Origin of the sequence: Kitasatospora sp. NPDC059327, from assembly GCF_042752535.1 — a bacterium.
Taxonomy (GTDB): Bacteria; Actinomycetota; Actinomycetes; order Streptomycetales; family Streptomycetaceae; genus Kitasatospora.
The window spans coordinates 160,092-186,695 of the sequence record NZ_JBHYYB010000006.1 but is presented as its reverse complement, the minus strand read 5'-3'; the positions used below and the strand labels follow the sequence as shown (position 1 = coordinate 186,695).

The 26,604-nt window shown below is 72.6% G+C and carries 21 protein-coding genes; 7 read left to right on the top strand and 14 right to left on the bottom strand.

Translation table 11 applies throughout. The annotated features are described in order from the left end of the window. Positions 1-121: 121 nt before the first annotated feature. The 8 genes from pyrE to ACFXHB_RS06460 form a co-directional block, all read right to left on the bottom strand. Positions 122-658: an orotate phosphoribosyltransferase gene (pyrE, locus tag ACFXHB_RS06495; RefSeq protein WP_380572605.1), complete on the bottom strand. Its 537-nt coding sequence runs from the start codon at positions 656-658 to the stop codon at positions 122-124. Positions 659-688: 30 nt separating this feature from the next. Beyond that, complete coding sequence (locus ACFXHB_RS06490; RefSeq protein WP_380572603.1) at positions 689-1,864, bottom strand: hypothetical protein; 1,176 nt, start codon at positions 1,862-1,864, stop codon at positions 689-691. Between the two features lie 188 nt (positions 1,865-2,052). Next, on the bottom strand, positions 2,053-3,687 hold the full coding sequence (locus ACFXHB_RS06485; protein WP_380572602.1) for a polyamine aminopropyltransferase: 1,635 nt from the start codon (positions 3,685-3,687) through the stop codon (positions 2,053-2,055). Positions 3,688-3,829: 142 nt separating this feature from the next. Then, positions 3,830-4,357, bottom strand: coding sequence for a DUF2617 family protein (locus tag ACFXHB_RS06480; RefSeq protein ID WP_380572600.1), 528 nt, complete (start codon positions 4,355-4,357; stop codon positions 3,830-3,832). A gap of 473 nt (positions 4,358-4,830) precedes the next feature. Next, positions 4,831-5,991, bottom strand: coding sequence for a pyridoxal phosphate-dependent aminotransferase (locus ACFXHB_RS06475; RefSeq protein WP_380572598.1), 1,161 nt, complete (start codon positions 5,989-5,991; stop codon positions 4,831-4,833). A 121-nt stretch (positions 5,992-6,112) separates the two neighbouring features. Continuing rightward, the gene (locus tag ACFXHB_RS06470; protein WP_380572596.1) at positions 6,113-6,676 is read right to left on the bottom strand and encodes a YbjN domain-containing protein; all 564 of its coding nucleotides are present in this window, start codon (positions 6,674-6,676) and stop codon (positions 6,113-6,115) included. A 239-nt stretch (positions 6,677-6,915) separates the two neighbouring features. Further along, complete coding sequence (gene clpB, locus ACFXHB_RS06465) at positions 6,916-9,537, bottom strand: ATP-dependent chaperone ClpB (protein WP_380572595.1); 2,622 nt, start codon at positions 9,535-9,537, stop codon at positions 6,916-6,918. A gap of 111 nt (positions 9,538-9,648) precedes the next feature. Continuing rightward, positions 9,649-10,641 (bottom strand): LysR family transcriptional regulator, encoded by a 993-nt coding sequence (locus ACFXHB_RS06460; RefSeq protein WP_380572593.1) that lies wholly within the window; start codon positions 10,639-10,641, stop codon positions 9,649-9,651. Positions 10,642-10,711: 70 nt separating this feature from the next. On the opposite strand from ACFXHB_RS06460, the gene ACFXHB_RS06455 reads away from it, so the two are divergent. The 3 genes from ACFXHB_RS06455 (at position 10,712) to ACFXHB_RS06445 (ending at position 14,511) form a co-directional block, all read left to right on the top strand. Next, the gene (locus ACFXHB_RS06455; RefSeq protein WP_380572592.1) at positions 10,712-11,812 is read left to right on the top strand and encodes a TDT family transporter; all 1,101 of its coding nucleotides are present in this window, start codon (positions 10,712-10,714) and stop codon (positions 11,810-11,812) included. A 739-nt stretch (positions 11,813-12,551) separates the two neighbouring features. Then, the gene (locus tag ACFXHB_RS06450; protein WP_380572590.1) at positions 12,552-13,541 is read left to right on the top strand and encodes a LuxR C-terminal-related transcriptional regulator; all 990 of its coding nucleotides are present in this window, start codon (positions 12,552-12,554) and stop codon (positions 13,539-13,541) included. Continuing rightward, complete coding sequence (locus ACFXHB_RS06445) at positions 13,534-14,511, top strand: LuxR C-terminal-related transcriptional regulator (RefSeq protein WP_380572588.1); 978 nt, start codon at positions 13,534-13,536, stop codon at positions 14,509-14,511. Before ACFXHB_RS06450 ends, ACFXHB_RS06445 begins: the two co-directional genes overlap by 8 nt. A gap of 7 nt (positions 14,512-14,518) precedes the next feature. Here the strand turns inward: ACFXHB_RS06445 and ACFXHB_RS06440 are convergent, their stop codons facing one another. After that, complete coding sequence (locus ACFXHB_RS06440; protein WP_360635537.1) at positions 14,519-15,145, bottom strand: hypothetical protein; 627 nt, start codon at positions 15,143-15,145, stop codon at positions 14,519-14,521. Positions 15,146-15,489: 344 nt separating this feature from the next. Here ACFXHB_RS06440 and ACFXHB_RS06435 point away from each other — a divergent pair, with 344 nt between their 5' ends. After that, entirely contained in the window at positions 15,490-15,660 is a 171-nt protein-coding gene (locus tag ACFXHB_RS06435) for a hypothetical protein (RefSeq protein WP_380572586.1), read from the top strand. Positions 15,661-15,732: 72 nt separating this feature from the next. Here the strand turns inward: ACFXHB_RS06435 and ACFXHB_RS06430 are convergent, their stop codons facing one another. The 5 genes from ACFXHB_RS06430 to dnaK all read right to left on the bottom strand — a co-directional run bounded on the left by ACFXHB_RS06430 (position 15,733) and on the right by dnaK (position 21,293). Further along, positions 15,733-16,719, bottom strand: coding sequence for a hypothetical protein (locus ACFXHB_RS06430; protein ID WP_380572584.1), 987 nt, complete (start codon positions 16,717-16,719; stop codon positions 15,733-15,735). Positions 16,720-16,930: 211 nt separating this feature from the next. Continuing rightward, positions 16,931-17,437: a heat shock protein transcriptional repressor HspR gene (locus tag ACFXHB_RS06425; RefSeq protein ID WP_380572583.1), complete on the bottom strand. Its 507-nt coding sequence runs from the start codon at positions 17,435-17,437 to the stop codon at positions 16,931-16,933. A 7-nt stretch (positions 17,438-17,444) separates the two neighbouring features. Further along, complete coding sequence (dnaJ, locus tag ACFXHB_RS06420; RefSeq protein WP_380572581.1) at positions 17,445-18,599, bottom strand: molecular chaperone DnaJ; 1,155 nt, start codon at positions 18,597-18,599, stop codon at positions 17,445-17,447. 241 nt (positions 18,600-18,840) lie between these two features. Next, a complete protein-coding gene (gene grpE, locus ACFXHB_RS06415) occupies positions 18,841-19,458 on the bottom strand; it encodes a nucleotide exchange factor GrpE (RefSeq protein ID WP_380572579.1) in 618 nt (205 codons plus the stop codon). Further along, complete coding sequence (dnaK, locus tag ACFXHB_RS06410) at positions 19,455-21,293, bottom strand: molecular chaperone DnaK (protein WP_380572578.1); 1,839 nt, start codon at positions 21,291-21,293, stop codon at positions 19,455-19,457. The genes grpE and dnaK overlap by 4 nt, the downstream gene beginning before the upstream one ends. Positions 21,294-21,591: 298 nt before the next feature. Between dnaK and ACFXHB_RS06405 the strand changes: the two genes are divergently transcribed. From ACFXHB_RS06405 to ACFXHB_RS06395, 3 genes are all read left to right on the top strand, one after another. Continuing rightward, positions 21,592-23,808 carry a (Fe-S)-binding protein gene (locus tag ACFXHB_RS06405; protein ID WP_380572576.1) on the top strand — a complete coding sequence of 739 codons (2,217 nt, stop codon included), beginning with the start codon at positions 21,592-21,594 and terminating at the stop codon, positions 23,806-23,808. 353 nt (positions 23,809-24,161) lie between these two features. Beyond that, the gene (locus ACFXHB_RS06400; protein ID WP_380572575.1) at positions 24,162-25,310 is read left to right on the top strand and encodes a sugar phosphate nucleotidyltransferase; all 1,149 of its coding nucleotides are present in this window, start codon (positions 24,162-24,164) and stop codon (positions 25,308-25,310) included. 183 nt (positions 25,311-25,493) lie between these two features. Further along, the gene (locus tag ACFXHB_RS06395) at positions 25,494-26,534 is read left to right on the top strand and encodes a Yip1 family protein (RefSeq protein ID WP_380572573.1); all 1,041 of its coding nucleotides are present in this window, start codon (positions 25,494-25,496) and stop codon (positions 26,532-26,534) included. The last annotated feature ends 70 nt before the right edge of the window (positions 26,535-26,604 follow it).

Below are 26,604 nucleotides of genomic sequence, written 5' to 3'. Positions count from 1 at the left end.
TACATCGGGGGGGGCCGGGTTCTTTTTTCCTTTAACACCGCCCCCGGCCCCGGCCGTTCTGCGGTACTACCGGTTTTCCGCGGTAGCACCGCTCTTCCGCGATGTCACCGGCCCGAGCGGGTCAGAGGCCCAGGTCGGTCAGGTCGTACGCGGTCACGTAGGGCAGGCCCTGCGCCTCGACCGCGGCAGCGCCACCGCGCTCCACGATCACCGCGACGCCGACCACCTCGGCGCCCGCCTCGCGCAGCGCCTCGACGGCGGTCAGCACCGAGCCACCGGTGGTGGAGGTGTCCTCGACGGCCAGCACCCGGCGGCCCTTGACCTCCGGGCCCTCGATCCGGCGCTGCAGACCGTGCGCCTTGCCCGCCTTGCGGACGACGAACGCGTCCAGCTCGCGGCCGCGCGCGGCGGCGGCGTGCAGCATCGCGGCGGCCACCGGGTCGGCGCCGAGGGTCAGGCCGCCGACGGCGTCGTACTCCAGGTGGGCGGTCGCGTCCAGCATCACCCGGCCGACCAGCGGGGCGGCCTGGCCGTCCAGCGTGATCCGGCGGAGGTCGACGTAGTAGTCGGCCTCCTTGCCGGAGGAAAGGGTGACCTTGCCGTGCACGACGGCCTTGTCCTTGATCTGTGCCAGCAGGGCGTCGCGGTCGTTGCTCATGAGCGTTCAGTCTAGGGGGTGGTGGTCCTCCTAGCGTCGGCGCAGGGCCCTGACCAGCACCACGGCTCCGCCGATCAGTGCCACACCGCCGCCGATCATCCACGGCACGGCGCTGCGGCCGCCCGGCCCCGGCACCACGATGCCGCCCGCCTCGCCGCCCCAGCGGGACGCCGCCCGGGCCCGCGCGCTGCGGGCCGGCAGGGCGGGGGCGTAGGGGCCGCGCGGCGGGGCGTGGTCGACCTCCTCGGCGGAGCGGCCGACGATGCTGCGGCGGACCGGGCCGCTGAGGACCGGCTCCTGCTCGTAGCCGAAGGGCAGGTCGGCGGGCAGCTCGGTGCCGGCCCCGTTCCCGGCCCCGGCGGCGGGGCCGTCCACGTCGGCGGCCTCCTCGCTGTCGTCCTCGTCGTGGTCGCCGCCGGTGGGGAGGCCGAAGCGCTCGGCGTCGGCGTCGGAGAAGGCGATCAGGTCGGAGAGGTCGTCGTCGAGGTCGTCACCGGGGTTGTCCTGGTGGTCGTCCAGGAAGAGCACGGTGGCGGTGGGCTCCTCGGCGTCCTCGGCGTCCTCGGTGTCCTCGGTGTCCTCGGCGTCGGGCTCCTCGGCCTCGGCGGCGGTGTCCGCGTCGGCTTCCGGGGCCGGGTCCGCCGCGGTGTCCTCGTCGGTGCTCCCGGCGGTGTCCGCGTCGGCATCCGGAGCCGCGGCCGGGCTCGCGAGGGCCTCCGTCTCCGTCTCCACGTCCTCGTCCGCGTCCACGTCCACGCTGGTGTCCGGCGAGGCGAGGCCGGCGGCGAACCGGTCGAGCAGCCGGCGGCCGGCGGCGGCCAGGGTCTCCCCGTCGAACTCGGTGAGCCGGCCGGTGGCGCTCAGATCGCCGATGAAGCGGACCAGTGCGGTACCGCCCTCGCCGCCCTCGGCGGTGCTGACCCGCAGCGTCGCGGTGGCCTCACCGCTACCGCGCACCTCCTGGCCCTCGGCGAACACGGTGAGGACGCCCTCGCGCCCCTCGATCAGCGACAGCACGCCCTTGTAGGTGATGGTGGAGGTGCCGATCCGCAGCTTCAGCCGCCCGCCGATCTCGTCGGCCGGCCCGCTGCCGACGGCGGCCGGCTCGGGGCTCAGCCCGGGCACGCACCGGGCCAGCAGAGCCGGATCCTGCAGGGCCTGCCGGACCAGCTCGGCCGGCATCGGGACGACAACCTCATGCTCCATGTCACGGAGCCTACCGACCGAACCACCGGTGGTCCCCGTGGTGGCCCCTACCTGCCGTCCGGACGTCCCCGACCGGCCGCACCCGGGCCCGCCGCCGACCGCTTGTGGCCCGGGCCCGCCCGCTTCTGTCCGCTCCGGGCCGGTCCGCCGCCCCGCGCCGCTCGGGCGCCGCCCGTCAGCGTGGCCCGTCAGCGCGGCCCCAGCAGGGTCAGCGCGGCCGGCGGGCGGGCCGGGCGGAGGGCGGTGAGGCGGGCGGCGGCGGCCCGCAGGGCGTCCGCGGTGAACGCGCGGGGCGCCGGGGCGTCCGGGGCGAGGGTGAGCGGGGGCTGGGCGGCCGCGGCGAGCAGGAAGGACTGGCTGTCCGGTGGGCCGGGCCGGCAGCTCGCGGCGGGGCCGCCCTGGACGGCGTACGGGACGGTCCGCAGCCCGGCCGCCCGCAGCCCGGACTCGACCTGCCAGAGGCCGTCGGGTTCGTCGCCCGCCCGGACGGCCAGCCGTCCGCCGGGTGCGAGCAGGCGGGTGGCGAGGCCGTAGAACTCCTGCGAGTGGAACGTCACCGTTCCGCTGTCGGCGGGGCTGGGCAGGTCGGCGAGCACCACGTCGAAGGCGTCCTTGCCGGGCCGTACGCCGCGCAGCCACTCCAGCGGGTCCGCCGCCGCAGTCCGGACCCGGGGGTCGTCCAGGGAGCGACCGGAGAGCGCGGCCAGGCCCGGGTCGGTCCGGGCCAGCCGGCCGACGGCCGGGTCGGCGTCGACGACCAGGACCGAGCGGACCCCGCTGTGCCGCAGCACCTCCCGCAGGGCGAGTCCGTCGCCGCCGCCCAGCAGCAGGACCCGGCCGTCCGGGCCGGCGGCCATCGCGGGGTGGACCAGGGCCTCGTTGCCCCGGTACTCGTCCGGCCCGCAGATCGCGAGCCGCCCGTCGAGGTAGAGCCGGAGCGGACCCTCGGCGGGGCCGGTGAGCACGATCTCCTGGAACCGGCTCTGGGCGGCGAAGCGGACCTGCCCGCCGTACATGGCCTGCCGGGCGGCGCGCTCGACCGCGCCGGACCAGGCGGCGGCCGCGGCGAGCAGGGCCAGGACGAGGACGCAGCCGCCCCAGAGCAGCAGCCGGGTGCGTGGCGCGGGCTCCTCGCGGAACAGCCAGAGCACCACGGCGGCCCCGGCGACGGCGTTGACGGCGCCGGTGACCAGGGCCCCGGTGCCCGGCCCGAAGAGGGGCAGGATCAGGAACGGGAAGGCGAGGCCGCCGATCAGCGCGCCCACGTAGTCGGCGGCGAAGAGGTCGGCCGCGGCCCGCCCGGCGTCCTCCCGGCGGATCCGTTGGACGAGCGTCATGAGCAGCGGGATCTCGGCGCCGATCAGGACGCCGATCACGCAGGTCAGGCCGATCATCGCGGCCTGGTACCGGCCGATCCAGGCCCAGCAGGAGTACAGCGCGAGGACGGAGAGCCCGCCGGTGAGCGCGAGCGCGCATTCGACCAGGGCGAAGGCGGTGGCCGGGCGCCGGGTGAACCGTTTGGCGAGCAGCGAGCCCAGGCCCATCGCGAACACCATGACGGAGAGCACGACGGAGGTTTGGGTGACCGAGTCCCCGAGCAGGTAGCTGCCGAGTGCGACGAGTTCGAGCTCGTAGACGAGTCCGCAGGCCGCGCAGACGAACGCGGCCAGCAGCACGGTGAGCCGGGCGAGCGCCGGGTACGCGCGCAGCCGGGCTCTGCGGCGGGCGGGCAGAGGGGTCAGGCTCCGCCCGGGCCGGGGTGGGCTGCCGTTGTCGAGGTCGAGTCCCGGCTGTGCGGGTGGACCGGCCGGATGGTTGATCACGAACAAACGCTAGGCGACGTTCGGTACGGATGGCTGCGTCCATTCGACGGACAGTGCGATACGACAGGTTGACGAATCGTTCCTGCGTGCGAATGAAAGCCGGTGTGCTGGGCTATGGCGGCAACGGGCCCGGCGGCCGCGGTCATCGGGCCAGCACCAGCGAGGACCGCGTGCAGACCAGTTGGCCCTCCTGCGGATAGGCGTGCCAGGTGCGCCAGAGCAGCCGGTCCGCGCCACCCTGGGTGACCAGCGCGGTGAAGGCGCTCGGGTCGCCGGGGAAGACGCCGGCCAGGCCGCGGGGATGCCCCTCGACCAGGGCCAGCAACTCCTGGGCACGGGCGGCGAAATCGTGCGGTGGCAGCGCCTCGATCCGGGCCGCGAACTCGTACTCCCAGCCGTCGACCTGCTTGGCCACCCGGGCGGGCAGCGGGGTCCGGCGGCCGGGCAGGCAGGCGACGGTCTCCAGGCATCTGCCCGGCCCGGCGGCGATCACCACCTGGTGCGAGGCGCCCAGCAGGCGCAACTGGAGGGTGCCGGGCGGACCGGGGCGCCCGGCACTGGCGAGTCTCAGGTCGCGGACTGCGAGAGCGGGCAGCGGTTCGCCGCCCAGGCACCAGGCCAGGTCACCGGCGCGGGTGTCCGTGTAGGAGGTCTGCAGTGTGGTGAGCATGCTCGGCTCCGCGTTTCAGCTCCGTGCGCGCCCGCCGTGCAGCAGCGAGTAGGCCCAGGCAAAGGCGAGGCTGTTCGAGGCTGTGCGGTCCAGGGCGCGGCCGACCGTGGAAGGAAGGATTCCGGCTGGAGATTCAGCAGCAGAGAAGCATGAATACGCCGGGTCCGTCGGTGATTTACCCAACTTTGTCAAGCATTCACCGTTTCGAGCACCCCGGCTTCCCTGCTCTGATCGAGCCGGTGTGCGACTTTGCACAGCGCGCGCCCCTCGCCCCGGGGCGTGCGCCGCGCACGCTGGTCGCGCGCTGCTCACGAGGCTTGCGCGCCGCAGCCCTCCCCGCGCCGGGCGCGCGCACCGCGGACGGGGAGGGGAGGGCCGGCGGGGCCGCGCGGAATCCCTGACAGGCGGCAAATGGCCTCCCTGACAGGCACATTGACTATTCGTCAGAACGTGCGAGGTGTTCCACCCGATGGTCAGAGCCGACCGAGTCGGGTGACCGCCTCCTCCAGAACCTCGATCTGCTTGCAGAAGGTGAACCGGACGAGCGGCCGGCCGGCGTCGGCGTCGTCGTAGAACACGGCGTTGGGGATCGCCACCACGCCGCACCGCTCGGGCAGGGAGCGGCAGAACTCGATGCCGTCCTTCTCACCCAGCGGGGTGATGTCGGTGGTGATGAAGTAGGTGCCCTCCGGTCGGAACACCCGGAAGCCCGCCGCGCTCAGCCCGTCGGCGAGCAGGTCCCGCTTGCGCAGCAGATCGGCGCGGAACCCGTCGAAGTAGTCGTCGGGCAGCCGCAGCGCGTCGGCGACGGCGTACTGGAAGGGGCCGGCGCTGACGTAGGTCAGGTACTGCTTCGCGGTGCGGACCGCGGCGACCAGGGGCGCGGAGGCGGTGACCCAGCCGACCTTCCAGCCGGTGAAGGAGAAGGTCTTGCCGGCCGAGGAGATCGAGACGGTGCGCTCCCGCATGCCCGGGAGGGCGGCGATCGGGTGGTGGGCGCCGCTGAACACCAGGTGCTCGTAGACCTCGTCGGTGACCACCAGCAGGTCGCGCTCGACCGCCAGGGCGGCGATCGCGGCCAGCTCCTCGGGGGAGAGCACCAGGCCGGTGGGGTTGTGCGGGGAGTTGAGCAGCAGCAGGCGGGTGCGCGGGGTGGCCAGCGAGCGCAGCCGCTCCAGGTCGGGGCGGAAGTCCGGGGCCCGCAGGGTGAGCGGCACCCGGACGGCGCCGGCCATGGCGATGCAGGCGGCGTAGGAGTCGTAGAAGGGTTCGAGGGCGATCACCTCGTCACCCGGTTCGAGCAGGGCCAGCAGGGCGGCGGCGATCGCCTCGGTGGCGCCGGCGGTGACGAGCACCTCGGTGTCCGGGTCGTAGTCGAGGCCGCGGAAGCGCCGCTGGTGCTCGGCGATCGCGGTGCGCAGCTCCGGGACGCCCGGTCCGGGCGGGTACTGGTTGCCCCGGCCCGCCAGGACGGCGTCGGCGGCGGCCCGGGCCACCGAGGCGGGCCCGTCGGTGTCCGGGAACCCCTGGCCGAGGTTGATGGAGCCGGTGGCGGTGGCGAGGGCGGACATCTCGGCGAAGATCGTCGTGCCCATCCCGGCCAGCCGTCGGTTCAGCAGCGGCCTCGTACCCATTGCGGCTCCTCACGCCTCGTCGTCCGCCCCATCCTCGGGGCAGTGGGCGGCCGGGGACAAGAACGGCCCGCCGCCGGGGGTGCCGGTGGCGGGCCGTGCCGCGGTGCGGGGCCGGGGAGGATCAGGCCTCGTTGGTGCCCTCGGGGGTCTCGCCCTCGCCGTCCTCGCCCTCGATCTCCTTCTGCAGGCCGAGGCGCTCGACGATCCACTGCTCGAAGCCGACGGCGGCCTGGGTCCAGTTGGCGGTGGTGGTGACGAAGTAGTCCAGGTTCACGCCGGTGCCGACGATCATCTGGGCCTCGCCGATCAGGCGGACCACGCCGTCCTCGTGCGTGTGGGTGTAGACCTTGGGCCAGAGGGTGTCGCGGTTCCACTCGTCGATGAGGTCGAGGATCTCGGCCTTGTCCTCCAGCGGGTACGCGCGGTCGTAGAAGGCGCGGACCGCGAAGAGCTCCTTCTGCTCGCCGCGGAACATGTAGTAGACGCGGAAACCCTCCCAGGGGGCGGTGAGGTCGCCCTCCTCGTCCACGACGTGCTTGAGCTGCATCTGGTCCAGCAGCTGGGTCACCAGCGCCTGGTCCGGGACGATGATCGGCGGCGGGCCCGCCGGCTGACCGCCCTGACCGCCGGGCTGTCCGCCCTGCGGCAGGCCGAACGACGGGATGGACGACGGGTCGATGCTCATGGGGGTCCTCTTCCTCAGTGCACGTGGTGGCCGGCAATGAGAGGCCGCCCTTTCCACATCCCATCCTGCCTCATCCGGGCCCTCCCTCACAGGGGCGCCCGGGCGGTGGGGAGGCATCGGTGGATCTTGTCGGAGCCCGGCTCCGGGACCCCGGGGAGGGGGGTCGCCGGAGGCGGGCACGGCACCGGGCCGCCGCCGCGGGGAACGGGGGCGGCCCGGGCCGGGAGGCGCCGCGGGCGCTACTTCTCCAGCGGGCCGCGGGCGCGGACGGTGAGGCGGTCGCCCTCCTCGGCCCGCTCGACCAGCACGGTGTCGCCGTCGTGCACCTGGCCGGAGAGGATGGCCCGGGCCAGCTGGTCGCCGATCGCGGACTGCACCAGGCGGCGCAGCGGCCGGGCGCCGTACGCCGGGTCGTAGCCGGTGAGCGCCAGCCAGTCCCGGGCGGCCGCGTCGACCTCCAGGGTGAGCCGGCGCTCGCCCAGCCGGGCGGCCAGCCGGGCCACCTGGAGGTCGACGATCCGGCTCAGCTCGGCGGTGCCCAGCGGGTCGAAGACCACGATGTCGTCGAGGCGGTTGAGGAACTCCGGCTTGAACGCGGACCGCACCGACTCCAGCACCAGCTGCTTCCTCCGGTCCTCCTGGGTCGCCGGGTCCATCAGGCTCGGTTCATTGAACGCGTGGCTGCCCAGGTTGGAGGTGAGGATCAGGATCGCGTTGCGGAAGTCGACCGTGCGCCCCTGGCCGTCGGTGAGCCGGCCGTCGTCCAGTACCTGGAGCAGCACGTCGAAGACCTCGGGGTGGGCCTTCTCCACCTCGTCCAGCAGCACCACGCTGTAGGGGCGGCGGCGGACCGCCTCGGTGAGCTGGCCGCCCTCCTCGTAGCCGATGTACCCGGGCGGGGCGCCGACCAGTCGGGAGACGGAGTGCTTCTCGCCGTACTCGCTCATGTCGATCCGGACCATCGCCCGCTCGTCGTCGAACAGGAAGTCGGCCAGGGCCTTGGCGAGTTCGGTCTTGCCGACGCCGGTGGGGCCGAGGAACAGGAAGGAGCCGGTCGGGCGGTCCGGGTCGGCCACCCCGGAGCGGGTGCGCCGCACCGCGTCCGAGACGGCCTGGACGGCCTTGGTCTGGCCGATCAGGCGCTGCCCCAACTCGTCCTCCATGCGCAGGAGTTTGGCGCTCTCGCCCTCCAGTAGCCGGCCGGCCGGGATGCCCGTCCAGGAGGCGACCACGTCGGCCACGTCGTCCGGGCCTACCTCCTCCTTGACCATGGAGGCGGAGGCGTCCCCCCCGGCGGCGCCCTCCTGCGCCGCGGTCAGCTCGTGCTCGGCGGCCGGGATCTCGGCGTACATCAGCTTGGAGGCGCGCTCGAAGTCGCCGTCCCGCTGGGCGCGTTCGAGCGCGCCGTGCAGGTCGTCCAGTCGCTCCTTGAGCTCGCCGACCCGGTTGAGGCTCTTCTTCTCCTGCTCCCACCGGGCCGTGAGCACGCTCAACTGCTCGTTCTTGTCGGCGAGATCGCGCCTCAGTCGGGTCAGCCGGTCGACCGAGGCCGGATCGGACTCCTTCTCCAGGGCCAGCTCCTCCATGCGCAACCGGTCGACGGAGCGCTGGAGTTCGTCGATCTCGACGGGGGAGGAGTCGATCTCCATCCGGAGCCGGGAGGCCGCCTCGTCGACCAGGTCGATCGCCTTGTCGGGCAGGAAGCGCGAGGTGATGTAGCGGTTGGACAGGGTGGCGGCGGCGACCAGGGCGGCGTCCGAGATCTGCACCTTGTGGTGCGCCTCGTACCGGCCCTTGAGGCCGCGCAGGATGGCGATCGAGTCCTCCACACTGGGCTCGCCGACCAGCACCTGCTGGAAGCGGCGCTCCAGCGCCGGGTCCTTCTCGATCCGCTCGCGGTACTCGTCCAGGGTGGTGGCGCCGACCATCCGCAGCTCGCCGCGGGCCAGCATCGGCTTGAGCATGTTGCCGGCGTCCATCGCGGAGTCGCCGCCGGCGCCCGCGCCGACCATGGTGTGCAGCTCGTCGATGAAGGTGACGACCTGGCCGTCGCTCTGCTTGATGTCGTTGAGGACGGCCTTCAGTCGCTCCTCGAACTCGCCGCGGTACTTGGCGCCGGCGACCATCGCCCCGAGGTCCAGCGCGACCAGCCGCTTCCCGCGCAGCGACTCCGGCACGTCCCCGGCGACGATGCGCTGGGCCAGGCCCTCGACGACGGCGGTCTTGCCGACGCCGGGCTCGCCGATCAGCACCGGGTTGTTCTTGGTGCGCCGGGAGAGCACCTGGACCACCCGGCGGATCTCCTGGTCCCGCCCGATGACGGGGTCGAGCTTGCCGTCCCGGGCGGCCTGGGTGAGGTCGGTGCCGTACTTCTCCAGCGCCTTGTAGGTGCCCTCCGGGTCGGGGGAGGTGACCCGGCCGCTGCCCCGGACGTCCTTGAAGGCGGCGAGCAGGGCCTTCGCGGTGGCCCCCTCCCGGGTGAGCAGGTCGGCGACGGCGCCGCCCTCGGCGGCCAGGCCGACCATCAGGTGCTCGGTGGAGACGTACTGGTCGTCCAGGTCGTCGGCGCGCTTGCCGGCCTCGGTGAGCACGGCCAGCGTGTCGCGGGCCAGCTGGGGCGCGGCGACGGTGGAGCCCATCGCGCGGGGCAGCCCGGTGGCCTGCTTGCGGGCCTCGCCGGCGATCCGGGCCGTATCCGCGCCGACCGCCTTCAGCAGCGGCCCGGCGATGCCCTCGGGCTGCTCCAGCAGGGCGATCAGGATGTGCACCGGCTTGACGTCCGGATTCCCCGCGGCGCCGGCCTGCCGGATCGCGGCCGACAGAGCGTCCTGCGTCTTGGTGGTGAACTTGCTGGCGTCCACTGCTGGGGTGTCCTCCTCGCTGATGGCGAACTGGGGTGGTGCGTTCTCACGGCGACCGGTCGGCTGCCGTCTCTGACGACTACAGCATGCACTAAGTTGAGTCTATTCCGCTCAACTTTCGGATGAATGCTTGGGGTGGCCGGGGGCTGTGTAGCGGTCCAGGCGCGGTGCGGGCTGCCACCCGGTGCGGGCGGACGGGCCGGACCGGCGGGTCAGCACCAGCAGCTCCCGGGCCGGCCCGCCCGGCCGGTGCCCGGCCGGCCAGACCGCCCGCAGCGGACGCCGCAGATCCAGTCCGTCGGCCAGCGGCACGGCCACCAGTCGCCGGGTCGCCAGTTCCTCGGTCACCGCCAGCTCGCTCAGGCAGACCGGTCCGGCGCCGGTCATCGCCGCCGCCTTCAGCGCGGTCGAGGAGGCCAGCTCCAGCCGCGGCTTCGCCGCACCGCCGTACGGCGCCAGCGCCATCTCCAGGACCTCCCGGGTGCCCGAGCCGGGCTCGCGCAGCACCAGCGGGGTGGCGGCCAGCTCGGCGCCGGTCACCGGGGCCCGGCGGCGGGCCCAGGCGTGGCCGGGCGCCACCACGACCACCAGCCGGTCGGCGGCCACCACCGCGCCGGCCAGCCCCGGCGGGGTGGACGGTCCCTCGACGAAGCCGAGGTCGGCCTCGCCGGCCAGTACGTGGCCGGCGACGTCCGACGAGTTGGCGGTCCGCAGCGTCACCGCGGTGCCCGGGCTGGTCTCGTGCAGCGCCAGCAGCCAGCCGGGCATCAGGTACTCGGCGACGGTCAGGCTGGCGACCACCACCAGCCGGGCGTCCCGCCGCTCGCGCAGCGCGTCGATCCCGGCGTCCAGGGCCTGTGCCGCCTCCACCACGTGCCGCGCCCACTCGACCACGAGCAGCCCGGCCTTGGTCGGCCGGGAGCCGCGCGGGGAGCGTTCCAGCAGCGGTACGCCGATCTGCCGCTCCATGCCCTTGATCCGGGCGCTGGCGGTCGGCTGGCTCACGCCGAGCTCGGCCGCGGCCCGCCCGACACTGCCCAGGCGTGCCACCGTGAGCAGCAGTTCCAGTGCTCCTAGTTCGGGGACGTGCGGAGAGAGAGCCATAGGTTCAGGCTATGCCGTCATAGGCCGCCGGGCGCTACCGGCCGCCGACGGCGGACGGCACGGTGGTGTCATGGCCATCCTCACCGGCGTACGACCGCTCAGCCGCACCGCCCGCTTCGACCTCGCCCAGCTCGGCCCCAACTGGTACGCGGTGGTGATGGGCACCGCGATCGTCGGCAACGGCGCGGCCGTGCTGCCCGTCCGGCTGCCGGGGCTGATCGGGTTCGGCGAGCTGATGTGGGCGCTCGGGGCGGTCGCGCTGCTGGTGCTCGGCGCCGCCCGGGTGGCCCACCTCACCCGGCACCGCGCCGCCGCCCGGGCCCACCTGCTGGACCACCCGGCCACCGCGGTCTTCTACGGCTGCCCGCCGATCGCCATGCTCGCGGTCGGCCTCGGCACACTGACCCTCGGCTCGCGGGTGATCGGCACCGGCCCCGCCGTCGCGGTGGACGCGGTGCTCTGGAGCGTCGGCACGCTGTACGCGCTGGCGGTCGCGGCCGGCATCCCGTACCTGATGATCACCCGGCACAGCGTCACCCCGCTGGAGGCCAACCCGACCTGGCTGCTGCCGGTGGTCGCGCCGCTGGTCGCCTCCGCCACCGGCCCCGCGCTCGTCCCGCACTTGCCGGCCGGCGTGGCACAGCAGGGCCTGCTGTACGGCTGCTGCGCGCTGTTCGGGGTCGGGCTGCTGGCCATCCTGGCGCTGCTGCCGGTGGTGCTCACCGGGCTGGTGCACAGCAAGCTGCCCGCCCTGGCGCTCACCCCGTCGCTCTTCCTGGTGCTCGGCCCGCTCGGCCAGTCCACCACGGCCGTCCACCAACTCGCCGACGCCGCCCGCCCGGTGGCTCCGCAGCTGGCCCCGGTCGGACTCGCCCTCGCGGAGCTCTACGGGGTCGCGGTGCTCGGCGTCGCGATGCTCTGGCTGGTCATCGCCACCGCCGCCAACCTGCGCGCCCGCCGCGCCGGGATGTCCTTCGGGATGACCTGGTGGGCGTACACCTTCCCGGTCGGCACCTGTGTCACCGGTGCCTCGGCGCTCGCCCGGCACACCGGCTTCGCGGGGTTCACCGGTCTCGCGGCCGGGCTCTTCGTCCTGCTCGCCGCCGCCTGGGCGGTCGCGGCCGGCGGTACCGCCGCCGGGCTGGCCGGCGGGCGGCTGCTGGCCCGTTAGGCCCCGTCGGGCCCCGTCCGGCCCCCGGCGAGCCCGGCCGGTCGGGCCCGGTCCGGCCGGCCCCGCCCGGCCGTACCTAGCAGAACCGTCACGTACGGGTCAAGGTTGGTCACGGTGGGTGGTGGCGGGATCCTGGGGTCGCGCGTGAGGCTGCCCGATCGGGCAGCCCGGATCCGGAGCACCCGGCTCCGCCACCGACTGAACGGATGGTTGCCACGTGCCCGGCCACCGCGCTGACCTAGGCTTTTCCGGCACTGCCGAGGATCCGCCCGGGCTCCGCCGCCGCACGGCGGTGCAGGTTCCTGCAATTGCGAAAACATGCACTCGGGCGGCACTTGTTCACCGGCCGTCACGCTGTGATGGTGGAGACACGCCAAGACCCTCGGGGCAACCGTAGCCCGCTGGTGGTGACTTGCTCTTCAATACTGGATGCGAGAGGTACGTCCGTACCTGCATATCGGGGGGAAGAGCGCCGGCCGGGACGCCATGTGTGGTGATGGTCCCCGGGACCGGAGCCGGCGAGGCGTTGCTGCTCCGCCTCGCCGGAAGCACCCTGGAATTGGCGTGACACCGGCGGATCCCCGAAAGCCCGGCGTGCGACGGCACCCGGGCCCAGGGGGTCCGCCGGCCCGCAGTACCGTGAGCGCGTGCGGCGTCGGTGCTGGGAGCACGATCGACCCCTGTGGGGGCACACGCGGCACAGGAAGATCCGAGACCCATCCGGCAGGGAGTGTTCGAGGTGACGGCGGACTCGACGGCCGCCCCGGGCACCACCGCGTCGGGCGGTGAACCCGACGAGGCGGCCCGGCAGCTCTACCTGGCCGTGCTCGCCGCCGGTGGCCGGGTGCCCGCCGCCGACGTCCCGGAGGCCGACCGGGCCGCGCTGCGCAGTCTGGTCGACATCGGCCTGCTGATGCCCAACCCGATGGACGCCTGCTACACCGCCGTGAGCCCGCGCTCGGTCAGCGACCGGCTCGGCGCCGAGCTGCGCAGCGAGGCCACCCGACTGCTGGTCCGGGCCGAGAACCTCCCCGGAGCCCTGGACGGTCTCACCCGCGCGTACGACGCGATGCCCCGTCCGCCCCAGCGCTCCGGCGGCGCCGTCTACATCGAGGGCCACGTCCACATCCGCCAGCGGATCTCCCAGCTGGTCGCCGACTGCCGGACCGAGGTCCTCACCGCCCAGCCCGGCCACCGCCCGGCCGACGCCCTGAAGATCGCGCTCCTCCAGGACGTCCGGCTGCTGCAGCGCGGCTGCTCGCTGCGCACCGTCTACCAGCCGGTCGCGGTCTCCGATCCGGCCGCGCTCGCCTACGCCGAGGAGGTCACCCGGCACGGCTCGCGGATCCGGATCCTGGACGAGGCGTTCCAGCGCCTGTTCGTCTTCGACCGCTCGGTCGCGGTGATCTCCGCCAGCGAGGACAACAGCACCGCCGCCTTCATCTCCGACCCGGCCGCGATCGCCTTCCTGGTCGGCACCTTCGAACGGGACTGGGCCCGCGCCGACGCCGTCGACTGGTCCGGCACCTTCGTCAGGGGCGCCGCCGGGGACGCCCCCGACCGGGTCGGCCGGCTGCTCGCCAAGGGCCTCACCCAGCGCACCGTCGCCACCCGGCTGGGCCTGAGCGAGCGGACCGTCGCCGCGCACATCTCCCGGCTGCGCGAACGCCACGGCGCGCAGACGCTCTTCCAGCTCGGCTGGCTGATGCGGGGCGGCCGCGATGACTGAGACCCGGCTGCCGTTCCCGGACGCCGAGGCCCGGGAGCTGTACCGGCGCGTCCTGCGCGAGGGCGGGCGGCTGCGGATCGACGAGGTGCGCGCGCAGGACGCCCCGGCGATCCGCCAGCTGACCGACCTCGGGCTGCTCGCGCTGCGGCACGCGGACGGCGTGTACCGCGCGGTGAACCCGCGCGCGGTCGGTGAGCGGATCGGCGCCGGCCTCCGGGAGGAGGGCGCGCGCCTGCTGGCCCGGGCGGCACTCGTCCCGGAACTCCTCGACGACCTGACCCGGGCCTACGACACCGCGCCCGGCCGGTACGACCGCGCCGGCGGCGTCCGGCGGATCACCGGGATGGAGCACATCCGCCACCTGATCTCGCAGCTCGCCGACGAGCACCGCCGCGAGGCCTGGGCGGCCCAGCCCGGCGGCGCCCGGCCGCCCGCCCACATGAAGGACTCCCTGGAGCACACCCGCCGCTACCTCGAACGCGGCGGCAGCATGCGCACCATCTACGAGGCGAGCGCCCGCCTCGACGCCCCGACCGTCGAGTACGCGGCGACGTCGGCCCGGCTCGGCAGTCCGATCCGCACCACGGTCGTACCGTTCAAACGCGTGCTGATCTTCGACCGCAGGGTGGCGGTCATCCCGGCGGCCGCGGACAACACCAGCGCCGCGCTGGTGGAGGACTCCGCGACGGTCGCCTTCCTGGTGGACGCGTTCGAGCAGCAGTGGCGGCAGGCGGAGGGGGTGAACTGGTCGGCGCTGGCCGCCGGTGCGGCGGAGCCGGCGGTGCACGACCAGATCGGCCGCCTGTTGGCGCAGGGACTGACCCAGCGGGCGATCGCGAGCCGGCTGGGCCTGAGCGAGCGGACGGTGGCCGGTCACATCTCGCGGCTGCGGGAGCTGTACGACGCGGAGACGCTCTTCCAGCTCGGCTGGCAGATGCGGGGAGCCCGGACGGGGGAGTCCGATGGGTGAGCCGCGGTCAGCCGGTCGCCGCGCCGGTGGGCCAGTAGCCGGTCGGGCCGACCACCGGGGGCTGCTGCCGGGGGACGCTGAACTGGTCGCCGGGCGCGGTCCAGAAGCCCTCGCGCAGCGAGAGCGCCATGCCGGCCCAGTCGAGGGCGGTCTCCACGGTGTGGTGCAGGGCCTCCTGCGACCAGGTGTCGTCGAAGACCAGCGGCAGTACCGGGGCGACCTGCTCGATGGTGGCGATCAGCGGGTTGTGCGTGATCGCCTCGTCCACCAGCAGGACGATCGGCTTGCGCAGGGCCGAGGCCCAGCCCAGCTCCAGGCTCACGCCGGCCGAGAGCGGCGCCCCGACGTAGGCGAAGACCAGGTCGGCGGACTGCAGCGCGCGGAAGTCCGACGGCACCCGGGGCTCGGGGGCCCGGCCGGCGACGGTCCAGGCGTCACTGTGGTGGGCGCTGTACACGGCGGCGCCACTGCGCAGGAGGGTGGTCCGAAGGGTCGTCAGCCGCGTCCGGCTGGCCAGGGTCACCACGCTGTCCGCCGGGCCGGTCAACCGCATCAGCGGCGCGGCCAGGAACACGCGTGCACGCCGGCCCTCGGGGGCCTGGCTGTCGTGGTGACGCAGGTAGGGCTCGGTCATGTCGACTCCGGGGGAAGGCCGACCGGATTGGGGGACGGTGCCGGCAGGCGTTGAGAGTAGTTGCTGCTTCAGGTGGATCCAGTGCCCTGTGGTGGTGAAGAATTGACCGTACAGCAACAGGTTTTTGACCTGCTGCTGGACCATCGGGGGCGAACTGATCGTCTATCAGCGGTCACGGTCGCGTCCAGGTTTCTGCCCTGTCATCTGGCTGCCTGGCAGGGAGATGACGCCGCCGGAGGACAACGGGGAGGTGACACCACAACTCGATGTGCGGCATCATGTGGACTCCAGTGCTATTAGTTCAGCTTGAGCAACTTTCGGAAAGGAGTGGGCTGGTGTCCCCTATGTCCAAGCTTGTGCGCAAGGTCGTGCTTCCGATTGCCGTCGCGGCTGGAGCTTTGATCGGTGTCGGCGTCCTGTCAAGCAGCGCGCAGTCGCAGGTGGGCGCAGGTGCCGATGATTCCCGCACCCAGGCCGCGGTTTACCTCGTCGCCAATGACATGAACTGGGGCTGACCGCTCCCCGTCATTGCCGTCGTTCAGTACCGAAAGCCTCCAGGCGCGGGCGCCCGCCGTCCTCGGGGTCGCTCATTCGGGTCTGTGCTGCGCCCGGCCGAGCATGTAGCCCAGCTGGAACAGGGAGTCGACGTTGTAGTCCTCCCTCATCTCGGCGATATGTCGCGCCAGTGTGCGCTCGCTGATGCCGAGTCTGCGGGCGATGACCCGATGGTTCGTACCGGAAAGAAGCAGGTCGATGATCGTCTGGCGCAGCCGGGAGACCACCTGCTGCGGGACGGTCGTGTCGCCGTCGAACTCCAGCGCCCGCCCCCAGTTGCGCTCGAATACCTCTTCCACGAGATATTTGATGACCGCCGGGTCGTGGATGAAAGCGGCGAGATCGTCATCGCCCACCGGAATTACCGCGAGGCGTCGGTCGACAATGATGAGGCGGGCATACGGTTCGTCCAGAGTGCGGAACTGATAACCCTCCTTCGCCAGTCGTGACACGTATTCACGGGTGGGTTGGTGGTACCGGGTGCTGGCGTTGTAGATCGTGCGCATCGAAGCGCCCTGCTGCAGGCTCTTGAGGTCCCGTTCCATTCCCGCGGCGAGCAGCTCCGGGGGGCGCGGGCCGCCCGGCTGCATGGCGAGTCCCTCGGTCATACCGGTGGCCATGCATTGTTGGAGGCGCTGATTGATGAGCGCCTTGCCCTGGACGTATTCGATGGGGCCGCCGGCCTGATCGGGGCTGTGGAAGGCATCGGCCAATTCGCTGAGGTCGGCCGGCAGGGCGACCGCCCGGGCCAGCAGATCGAGCGCCTGGCGCTGGTAGGCCGAGCTCAGGCTGAAGGAGAGCTGGGCCGGGTCGACCGCGATGAGCGAGCCGGGTTCGTCGCTGTCGGGAATGAGCAGACCGAGGTCCATGAGCTCGCGGAGCGCGGCGCTCTCGGCGGGGCCGGCGTCCGTCCCCAGCCGGCCGTTGCCGTGGACGGTCCTGAGATAGAGCGTTCGGGCATCCGCAGACAGTATTCGCGATCCGCCACCTGCGGGACCGGGCTGCTCTCGCCCACTCATCTTCGGCTCCCTGTCGTCGACCGGACAAGTGGTCAACGTTCTAAAGTCGGTTGTACCAGGCATCCTAGGTTGCGATCACGGCCAGGAGGACTGCCACCGACAGCACTGCCTGCCAGGGGCACGCTCCGGTCCAGCACTCTCTCACAGACAAGCGAGCCGCCGGCACCCCCCGATCAGGAGGGAGCCGGCGGCGGGTGCCGTGGTGGCGGGGTTATCGCTTGGGACGCCAGACGACCAGCGCGCTGGACTGGGTCGGCGGCTGGTACGGGACGAGATCCCGCCGGTAGGAGGCGTGGACGGCGGCCTCGCGCTGCTGGAGCGCGGAGGCGGCGCCCTCCAGCGAGTCGACCAGTTCGGCGATCCGGGACTGGAGCGCGGTGACCTGGTTCTCCAGTTCGATGATCCGCTTGATCCCGGCCAGGTTGATGCCCTCGTCCTGGGAGAGCCGCTGGACCTCGCGCAGCTGCTGGATGTCGCGGCTGGAGTAGCGGCGGCCGCGGCCGGCGGTGCGGTCGGGACAGACCAGGCCGAGGCGGTCGTACTGGCGCAGCGTCTGCGGGTGCAGACCGGAGAGCTCGGCGGCGACCGAGATCACGTAGACCGGGGTGTCCTCGGTGAGGACGTAGTGCGGCGGCGGCGCCGCACGGCGGGGGCGCGGGGCGCCGCCGGGCAGGCCTTCGCCGATACCGGGGCCGATCGGGCCGCTGTCGGGGGTCATCTGGTCGTCACGCTCCCTTCGCCGCCTTGAACAGGGCGGCTCGTGGGTCGTCGGAGGCGGTGGCCTCGCGGTACTGCTCCAGGGCCGACAGCGCGTCGCCGGTGACGTGCTGGGGCACCACGACCTCCACGGTGACCAGGAGGTCGCCCCGGGTGCCGTCCTTGCGGGTGGCGCCCTTGCCGCGGGCCCGCAGGGTGAGGCCGTTGGCGCTGCCCGGGGGCAGCTTGAGCTTCACCGAGGGGCCGTTGAGCGTCGGTACCTCGATGGTGCCGCCCAGCGCGGCTTCGGGGAAGGTCACCGGCACGGTCACGGTCAGATTGTCGGCCTTGCGCCCGAAGACGGGGTGCGGGTCGACGTGCACGGTGACGTAGAGGTCACCGGACTGGCCGCCGCGCTCGCCCTGGGCGCCCTTGCCCTTGAGCCGGATGCGCTGGGCGTCCTGGACGCCGGCCGGGATCCGGACCTGCATGGTGCGGGCCGAGCTGGCCCGGCCGCTGCCGTGGCAGTCGGCGCACGGGTCGTCGACGATCATGCCGCGGCCGCGGCAGTCGCGGCACGGCTCGGAGAGGGCGAAGGCGCCCTGGCCGCGGCTGACGGTGCCGGCGCCCACGCAGGTCGGACAGACCCGCGGGGTGGTGCCGGCCTTGGCGCCGGTGCCGCTGCAGGTCCGGCAGGCGGCCTGGCTGGTCATCCGCAGCGGGACGGTCGCGCCGTCCACCGCCTCCTCGAAGGAGAGCGTCACCTCGGTCTCGACGTCGGCGCCGCGGCGCGGCTGCGGCTGCCGGCCGCCCCGGTTGAAGAGGCCGCCGAAGACGTCGCCGATCCCGCCGCCGCCACCGCCGCCGCCCTGGCTGCCGGTGAAGAGGTCGCCGAAGTCGAAGCTGTAGTTGCCGCCGCCGGGGCCGCCGGAGCGGTAGCCGCCGTTGGCGAAGAGGGTGCGCGCCTCGTCGTACTCCTTGCGGCGCTTGTCGTCCGACAGGACGTCATAGGCCTCGGAGATGTCCTTGAAGCGGTCCTCGGCCTTGGTGTCGCCCTTGTTCGCGTCGGGGTGGAACTCGCGCGCCAGCTTGCGGTAGGTCTTCTTGATCTCGGTGGCGGAGGCGTCGTTGGGCACGCCGAGGACCTTGTAGTAGTCCTTCTCCACGTAGTCCTTGCCGCTCATGCGCCTGCCTCGCTTCGCCCGGCAGCCGCGTCGCGCAACGCGCGCCCTCGGTCGATTCGCTCGTTACGCCCGCTCATGGCTGCCGCCACCTCCCGGAGTCACAGGTAGGGATCCGACACGGGCGGGCCCGCCCGCCGCGGATCCACCGGATACCCCGCCGTGGGGAACCGGGTCAACGGATACGGCGCTGCGGAGCCGGCCGCCGTACTGGCCGGCGTACGACTCCGCAGCGCACGGGGTGTCAGCTCTCCGAGCCACCGTCGGCCTTGTCCGACTCCGCGGACTTCGCCGACTCGGCGTCCGGCGCGGAGGTGGTCTGGGTGCCCGGCTGGGGCTCCGCGACCGCCACCATCGCCGGGCGGATGATCCGCTCGCCGATCCGGTAGCCGGGCTGGAGGATCTGCACGCAGGTGTCCTCGGTGACGTCCGAGGAGTAGCTGTGCATCAGTGCCTCGTGCATGGTCGGGTCGAAGGGCTCGCCCTCCTTGCCGAACTGCTGCAGGCCCAGCTTGGCCACGACCGTCTCCAGCGACTCGGCGACGGACTTGAAGCCGCCCGTCACCTCGCCGTGCTCGCGGGCCCGGCCGATGTCGTCCAGCACCGGGATCAGGGACTCCAGGATGTTGGAGACCGCGATCTCGCGGACCGTCAGACGGTCCCGCTCGACCCGCTTGCGGTAGTTCTGGTACTCGGCCTGAAGACGCTGGAGGTCGGCGGTCCGCTCGGCGAGCTCGCGCTTGGCGGCGCTCGCGTCGCCGGTGCCGGCACCGGCCGCGGCGGCCTCCTCGGCGGCCTCGATCACGGCGTCCTCGGCGGCGGAGTCGTCGCCGGGCTCAGCACCCTGCGGCTTCTCCGTCATGCCGCACCGCCCTTGGGCTTCTCGTCGTCCACGATCTCGGCGTCGACGACGTCGTCGTCCTTGGCACCGGCGGCGTCACCGGCCGGGGCGGCACCGGCGGCGTCGGCGTTGGCGTAGAGCGCCTGGCCGAGCTTCTGGGCGGTGGTGGAGACCTTCTCGGACGCCTCGCGGATGGCCGCGATGTCCTCGCCCTTCAGGGCCTCCTTGAGCTCGCCGATGGCGGCCTCGACCTCGGTCTTGACGTCGGCCGGGAGCTTGTCCGCGTTGTCCGCGATGAACTTCTCGGTCGAGTAGACGAGCTGCTCGGCCTGGTTGCGGGTCTCGACCGACTCGCGGCGCTTGTGGTCCTCCTCCGCGTACTGCTCGGCCTCGCGCATCATGCGCTCGATGTCGTCCTTCGGCAGCGCGGAGCCACCGGTGACGGTCATCTTCTGCTCCTTGCCGGTGCCGAGGTCCTTCGCGCCGACGTGCATGATCCCGTTGGCGTCGATGTCGAAGGTGACCTCGATCTGGGGCAGGCCGCGGGGGGCCGGCGGGAGACCGGTCAGCTCGAACATGCCGAGCTTCTTGTTGTACGCGGCGATCTCGCGCTCGCCCTGGTAGACCTGGATCTGCACGGACGGCTGGTTGTCCTCGGCCGTGGTGAAGATCTCGGAGCGCTTGGTCGGGATCGTGGTGTTGCGCTCGATCAGCTTGGTCATGATGCCGCCCTTGGTCTCGATGCCGAGGGACAGCGGGGTGACGTCGAGCAGCAGGACGTCCTTGACCTCGCCCTTGAGGACACCGGCCTGGAGCGCGGCGCCGATGGCGACGACCTCGTCCGGGTTGACGCCCTTGTTGGCGTCCTGCCCGCCGGTCATCTCCTTGACGAGCTCGGCGACGGCCGGCATGCGGGTGGAGCCACCGACCAGGACGACGTGGTCGATCTCGGAGAGCGAGATGCCGGCGTCCTTGATCACGTTGTGGAACGGGGTCTTGCAGCGCTCCAGCAGGTCGGCCGTGAGCTGCTGGAACTGGGCCCGGGTGAGCTTCTCGTCCAGGTGCAGCGGGCCCTCGGCGGAGGCCGTGATGTAGGGCAGGTTGATCGAGGTCTCGGAGGACGAGGACAGCTCGATCTTGGCCTTCTCGGCAGCCTCGCGCAGACGCTGGAGGGCCATCTTGTCCTTGGACAGGTCGACACCGTGGCCGGCCTGGAAGACCTTCACCAGGTGGTCGACGACCTTCTGGTCCCAGTCGTCACCGCCGAGGTGGTTGTCACCGTTGGTGGCCTTCACCTCGACGACGCCGTCGCCGATCTCCAGCAGGGACACGTCGAAGGTGCCGCCGCCGAGGTCGAAGACGAGAATGGTCTGGTCGTCCTTGTCCAGGCCGTAGGCCAGGGCGGCCGCGGTGGGCTCGTTGACGATGCGCAGGACGTTGAGGCCCGCGATCTCACCGGCCTCCTTGGTGGCCTGGCGCTCCGAGTCGGAGAAGTAGGCCGGGACGGTGATGACGGCGTCGGTGACCGTCTCGCCCAGGTAGGCCTCGGCGTCCCGCTTCAGCTTCTGCAGCACGAAGGCGCTGATCTGCTGGGGGTTGAAGTCCTTGCCGTCCAGGTTGATCTTCCACCCGGTGCCCATGTGGCGCTTGACCGACCGGATGGTCCGGTCGACGTTGGTGACCGCCTGGCGCTTGGCCACCTCGCCGACGAGCACCTCGCCGTTCTTGGCGAAGGCGACGACGGACGGCGTGGTCCGCGCACCCTCGGCGTTCGTGATGACGGTGGGTTCGCCACCCTCAAGGACGCTGACGACCGAGTTCGTCGTACCGAGGTCGATGCCGACCGCGCGTGCCATCGTTGGTACCTCCACGGAAGAGTTGAGCTTTACAGGCTCAAGGATGCACGACTGGGCGGAGAGCGTCAACAGCTATGAGTCGCTGGCGCTCAACTTTGCTGAGCCGCAAACTCCGGACGACCCGCCCGGAAGGCGTGGCGCGTTGGGACTCACGTGACTGCCGCCATACCTTGGGCATCTTCTGGAGGAGTGTCGGCGGGCGGTAGTGTCCGGGCCGTCGGCCCGATAAGTTACCGGCGAGTACACTCACTCGGGTCAGAGACTGCTCACCAGGGAAGCCGCAGGAGACGGAGAGCCGATGCAGCTAGCAGCGATCGTCATCTCGCTGGTCACGTTTGTGATCGGCACCGCGCTCGCCGCCCGTGCGGCGATGTACATCTTCAGAGTGGTGAGGACCGGCCAGTCGGACCCCACCAGATTCGGCGTGCCCGCCCAACGGGCGAAGACGGTGGCGGTCGAGTTCGTCGGCCACACCCGGATGAACCGCTGGGGCGTCGTCGGCATCGCGCACTGGTTCGTCGCGGTGGGCTTCTTCACCCTCGGCCTGACCCTGCTGACCGCCTTCTTCCAGCTGTTCGACGCCGAGTTCGTGCTGCCGGTGCTCGGCGGCTGGCTGCCGTACGAGCTCTTCACCGAGCTGGTCGGCACGCTCACCACGCTGGGCATCGCGACCCTGATCGTGATCCGGCTGCTCAGCCTGCCGTCGCGGTCCGGCCGCAAGTCCCGGTTCGCCGGCTCGATCGCCTGGCAGGCCTTCTACGTCGAGTACACGATCCTCGGCATCGGCCTCTGCATCATGATCCTGCGCGGCCTGGAAGGCGCGCTGGAGAACGTCGGCTCCTACGAGGCGGCGTACCTGGTCTCCTACCCGCTCGTGCTGGCCTTCAAGGGCCTGTCGCACGGCACGCTGGAGAACCTGATCTACCTCTTCGCGATGCTGAAGATCTGCATCTCCTTCGCGTGGGCGATCACCATCGGCGTCAACCCGTCGATGGGCGTGGCCTGGCACCGCTTCCTCGCCTTCTTCAACATCTACTTCAAGCGCGAGGAGGACGGCGGCACCGCGCTCGGCGCCCTGCGGCCGATGACCAGCGGCGGCGCCCCGATCGACTTCGAGGACCCGGCGGACGACGCCGTGTTCGGCGTCTCCCAGGTCGAGCACTTCTCCTGGAAGGGCATCCTCGACTTCTCCACCTGCACCGAGTGCGGCCGCTGCCAGTCCCAGTGCCCCGCCTGGAACACCGGCAAGCCGCTCTCGCCCAAGCTGCTGATCATGAGCCTGCGCGAGCACGCCTTCGGCAAGGCGCCGTACCTGCTCGCGGGCGGCGGCAAGGACATGGAGGGCGAGGAGCGGGCCACCGCCGAGCAGCTGGCCGGCGTGCCCGCCGAGGCGCTCGCCGAGGCCGAGCGCCCGCTGATCGGCACCGCCGAGGAGGGCGGGGTCATCGACCCCGACGTGCTCTGGTCCTGCACCACCTGCGGCGCCTGCGTCGAGCAGTGCCCGGTGGACATCGAGCACATCGACCACATCGTCGACATGCGCCGCTACCAGGTGATGATCGAGAGCTCCTTCCCGACCGAGGCCGGGACGATGCTCAAGAACCTGGAGAACAAGGGCAACCCGTGGGGCATGGCCACCAAGGCGCGCCTGGACTGGGTCAAGGAGCTGAAGAAGGAGACCGGCATCGAGGTGCCGGTGATCGGCGAGGACATCGACCCCGCCGAGGTCGAGTACCTCTACTGGGTCGGCTGCGCCGGCGCCCTGGAGGACCGCGCCAAGAAGACCACCAAGGCCTTCGCGGAGCTGCTGCACACCGCCGGCGTCCGGTTCGCGATCCTCGGCAAGGAGGAGTCCTGCACCGGCGACTCCGCCCGCCGCCTGGGCAACGAGTTCCTCTTCCAGATGCTCGGCGCGCAGAACGTCGAGACCCTGAACGCGGCGCTGGAGGACGCTCCGAAGAAGCGGATCGTCGCCACCTGCCCGCACTGCTTCAACACCATCGCCAACGAGTACCCGCAGCTGGGCGGCCACTTCGAGGTCATCCACCACACCCAGCTGCTGCAGCACCTGATCGACGAGGGCAAGCTCGTCCCGGTGAACCCGGTCGAGGGCCTGATCACCTACCACGACCCCTGCTACCTGGGCCGGCACAACAAGGTCTACAGCCCGCCGCGCGAGATCATGGACAAGGTCCCGGGTCTGCGCCAGCAGGAGATGCACCGGCACAAGGAGCGTGGCTTCTGCTGCGGCGCCGGCGGCGCGCGGATGTGGATGGAGGAGCGCATCGGCAAGCGGATCAACACCGAGCGCGTCGACGAGGCGCTGTCGCTCAACCCGGACATCGTCTCCACCGCCTGCCCGTTCTGCCTGGTCATGCTCTCCGACTCGGTCAACGGGAAGAAGAACGAGGGCGCGGCCAAGGAGCACCTGAAGGTGGTCGACGTGGCCCAGCTGCTGCTCGACTCGGTGAAGGCGGCGCCGCCGGCCGAGACGGTGGAGACCGTCGACGCCTGACCGGTACCGCCGACCCGGCTGTTCGGCTGTTCGACAGTTCTGCTACAACTGCCCGGCCCGGTGGGTGCGACGAGCGCCCGCCGGGCCGGGCTTTTCGCCCGGCTCCCACCCGGGCCCCACCCGGCTTTCCACCGGACTTCGCGCCGCGTTCCCCGGGCCGCCGCGCACCGGCCGGTGGCACCAACCGGCGGACCGCCCGGCAGGGCCCGCGTTGGAAGGAAATACAGTAGGCGCCGGACCGGCTCCGTGCCGGTCGACCCGTGCCGGCCGTCCGGGCGGGTGTCCAGACCACTGACGGAGGTATCGGCCCGCCGGGCCGGGCCGCAGAGACCACAAGGGGAACAGCGCAGACCATGACCGAGGCGATCATGCTGGTCGGTGGTAAGGGCACGCGACTGCGTCCGCTGACCACCCACACCCCCAAGCCCATGCTGCCCGTGGCGGGCGTCCCGTTCATCGCGCACCAGCTGGCCCGCGCGGCCGCGGCCGGGGTGACCCGCGTGGTGCTCGCCACCTCCTACCTGGCCGAGGTCTTCGAGGACCACTTCCAGGACGGGACCCCGTACGGCATCGAGCTGGTCTACCTGACCGAGCGGGAGCCGCTCGGCACCGGCGGCGCCATCCGCAACGCCGCCTCCGGGCTGACCTGCGGCCCCGACGAGCCGGTCCTGGTCTTCAACGGGGACATCCTGTCCGGCGTCGACATCGCCGCCCTGCGCGACGGTCACGTGGCCGCCGGGGCCGACGTCACGCTGCACCTCACCCGGGTCGAGGACCCGCGCGCCTTCGGGCTCGTCCCGACCGACGCGAACGGGCGGGTGCTGGAGTTCCTGGAGAAGCCGGAGACGCCCGAGCAGATCGTCACCGACCAGATCAACGCCGGCTGCTACGTCTTCACCCGCTCGGTCATCGACCGCATCCCGGCCGGCCGCGAGGTCTCCGTCGAGCGCGAGACCTTCCCCGAGCTGCTGGCCACCGGCGCGCTGCTGCGCGGCGTGGTGGACACCTCGTACTGGCTGGACCTCGGCACGCCGGCGGCCTTCGTCCGCGGCTCGGCCGACCTCGTGCTCGGCAAGGTCGACTCCCCGGCCGTCCCCGGCCCCACCGGCGACGCCCTGCTGCTGCCCGGCGCGACCGTCCACCCCGGCGCGGTGCTGAGCGGCGGCACCGTGGTCTCCGAGGGCGCGGTGGTCGAGGCCGGCGCGATCGTCGAGGGCAGCGTGATCCTGCCCGGTGCGTCGATCGGTCCGGACACCCTGGTCAAGGACTCGATCGTGGGTGCCTACGCGACCGTCGGCGACCGCACGGCGCTGGACGGCGCGGTGATCGGCGACGGCGCGATCGTCGAGTCGGACAACGAGCTGCCGACCGGCATCCGGGTCGCCTGCGGGACGCTGCTCCCGGTCGGCGCGGTCCGCACCTCGGCCGGCCCGGGCGGCTGCCCGGCCGGTGCCTCGGCGGCCGCGGCGGTGCACGCGCCGGCCGTGAGCGCGCAGCGGTAGCTCCGGCGCCGCGGCGCCCCGGGCCCCGGCCTCCCGTGCTCCCCCGTCCGCGCTCCGGCGCCGGGCGGGGGAGCACGGTCGTCACCGGCCCGCGTCACGGGCGCGCGTCACAGGCTCGCTGCAAACCGGCCCCGGCCCGGTGCCCGACCGACGAGGAGCCGGCCGGGCGGGTACCTTCGAACCGTGGCTGGTAATCGATACGACAGCGGTCAGGGCGCCGACCCTCGCGGCGGGTGGTCGGCTCCTCCCCCCTCGACGGGGGCGCCCGGGGGGTACGGGCAGGAGGACGGTCCGGAGTACTTCACGGCTCCGCACCGGGGGGCGGCGCCGCGCCCGGGAGAGCCGGGCGGTGCGCCGGCGGGCGGTCACGGCGGTCCGGGCAGCGCGTCCGCGGGCGGTCCCGGCGGCGCCGGTGGGTACGACCCGTACGCGGCCGACCAGCCCGGTCACACCCGGGCCTTCCCGACCGGGAGCGACCCGTACGCGGGCGAGCCGTACCCGCAGCAGGGGTACCCGGCGCAGTACGGGCAGCAGCCGTACCCCCAGCAGGGGTACCCGCAGGGCGGCTACGACCAGGGATACGACCAGGGCTACGGCTACGGCCAGGACCCGGGTTACGGCCAGGACGACAACGTCGCGGTCTACCGGGCCGGCGGCCAGGCCGCCCCGCACACGGCGGGCCCGCGCCCGCGCTGGCGCGACCTGCTGATCGGGATCTTCCGCAGCCCGACCGCGACCTTCGACCGCACCCGCGACCACCAGGTCTGGCTGCCCGCGCTCACCGTCTCGCTGCTGTACGGCGCGCTGGCGGTGCTCGGCATCGGCCTGACCCACGACGACGTGGTCAACTCGACCTTCACCAGCGCGCTGACCGCCATGGTCGTCGCCGCGATCGGCTTCACCCTGGCCGGCGCCACCCTCGGCGCCGTGACGTTCGCGCTGGCCCGCCAGTTCGGCGGGGACGGCCCGTGGAAGTCCACGGTCGGCCTGGCGGTGCTGATCGGCTGGACGACGGACGCGCCCCGGCTGCTGCTGGCGCTCGTGCTGCCCTCCGACACCATGGTCGTCCAGGTCGTCGGCTGGGCCACCTGGCTGCTCTGCGCGGTGCTGCTGACCACGATGGTGCGCCGGCTGCACGACCTGCCGTGGGGCAAGGCGGCCGGCGCCGCCGCGCTGCAGCTCCTGGCGCTGCTGGTGCTGATCAAGCTGCCCACCCTGGGCTGAGCAACCGAGGGCCGCCCGTCGCGGGCCCGGGGGAGAATGGTCGACGGGTCCCGCCCGCGGGGCCCGTTCC

Coding starts and splice junctions, on each gene's coding strand:
- pyrE (WP_380572605.1), bottom strand. CDS start 658: ATGAGCAACGACCGCGACGCCCTGCTGGCACAGATCAAGGACAAGGCC.
- ACFXHB_RS06490 (WP_380572603.1), bottom strand. CDS start 1,864: ATGGAGCATGAGGTTGTCGTCCCGATGCCGGCCGAGCTGGTCCGGCAG.
- ACFXHB_RS06480 (WP_380572600.1), bottom strand. CDS start 4,357: ATGCTCACCACACTGCAGACCTCCTACACGGACACCCGCGCCGGTGAC.
- ACFXHB_RS06475 (WP_380572598.1), bottom strand. CDS start 5,991: ATGGGTACGAGGCCGCTGCTGAACCGACGGCTGGCCGGGATGGGCACG.
- ACFXHB_RS06470 (WP_380572596.1), bottom strand. CDS start 6,676: ATGAGCATCGACCCGTCGTCCATCCCGTCGTTCGGCCTGCCGCAGGGC.
- ACFXHB_RS06460 (WP_380572593.1), bottom strand. CDS start 10,641: ATGGCTCTCTCTCCGCACGTCCCCGAACTAGGAGCACTGGAACTGCTG.
- ACFXHB_RS06455 (WP_380572592.1), top strand. CDS start 10,712: ATGGCCATCCTCACCGGCGTACGACCGCTCAGCCGCACCGCCCGCTTC.
- ACFXHB_RS06445 (WP_380572588.1), top strand. CDS start 13,534: ATGACTGAGACCCGGCTGCCGTTCCCGGACGCCGAGGCCCGGGAGCTG.
- ACFXHB_RS06440 (WP_360635537.1), bottom strand. CDS start 15,145: ATGACCGAGCCCTACCTGCGTCACCACGACAGCCAGGCCCCCGAGGGC.
- ACFXHB_RS06435 (WP_380572586.1), top strand. CDS start 15,490: ATGTCCAAGCTTGTGCGCAAGGTCGTGCTTCCGATTGCCGTCGCGGCT.
- ACFXHB_RS06430 (WP_380572584.1), bottom strand. CDS start 16,719: ATGAGTGGGCGAGAGCAGCCCGGTCCCGCAGGTGGCGGATCGCGAATA.
- ACFXHB_RS06425 (WP_380572583.1), bottom strand. CDS start 17,437: ATGACCCCCGACAGCGGCCCGATCGGCCCCGGTATCGGCGAAGGCCTG.
- dnaJ (WP_380572581.1), bottom strand. CDS start 18,599: ATGAGCGGCAAGGACTACGTGGAGAAGGACTACTACAAGGTCCTCGGC.
- grpE (WP_380572579.1), bottom strand. CDS start 19,458: ATGACGGAGAAGCCGCAGGGTGCTGAGCCCGGCGACGACTCCGCCGCC.
- dnaK (WP_380572578.1), bottom strand. CDS start 21,293: ATGGCACGCGCGGTCGGCATCGACCTCGGTACGACGAACTCGGTCGTC.
- ACFXHB_RS06405 (WP_380572576.1), top strand. CDS start 21,592: ATGCAGCTAGCAGCGATCGTCATCTCGCTGGTCACGTTTGTGATCGGC.
- ACFXHB_RS06400 (WP_380572575.1), top strand. CDS start 24,162: ATGACCGAGGCGATCATGCTGGTCGGTGGTAAGGGCACGCGACTGCGT.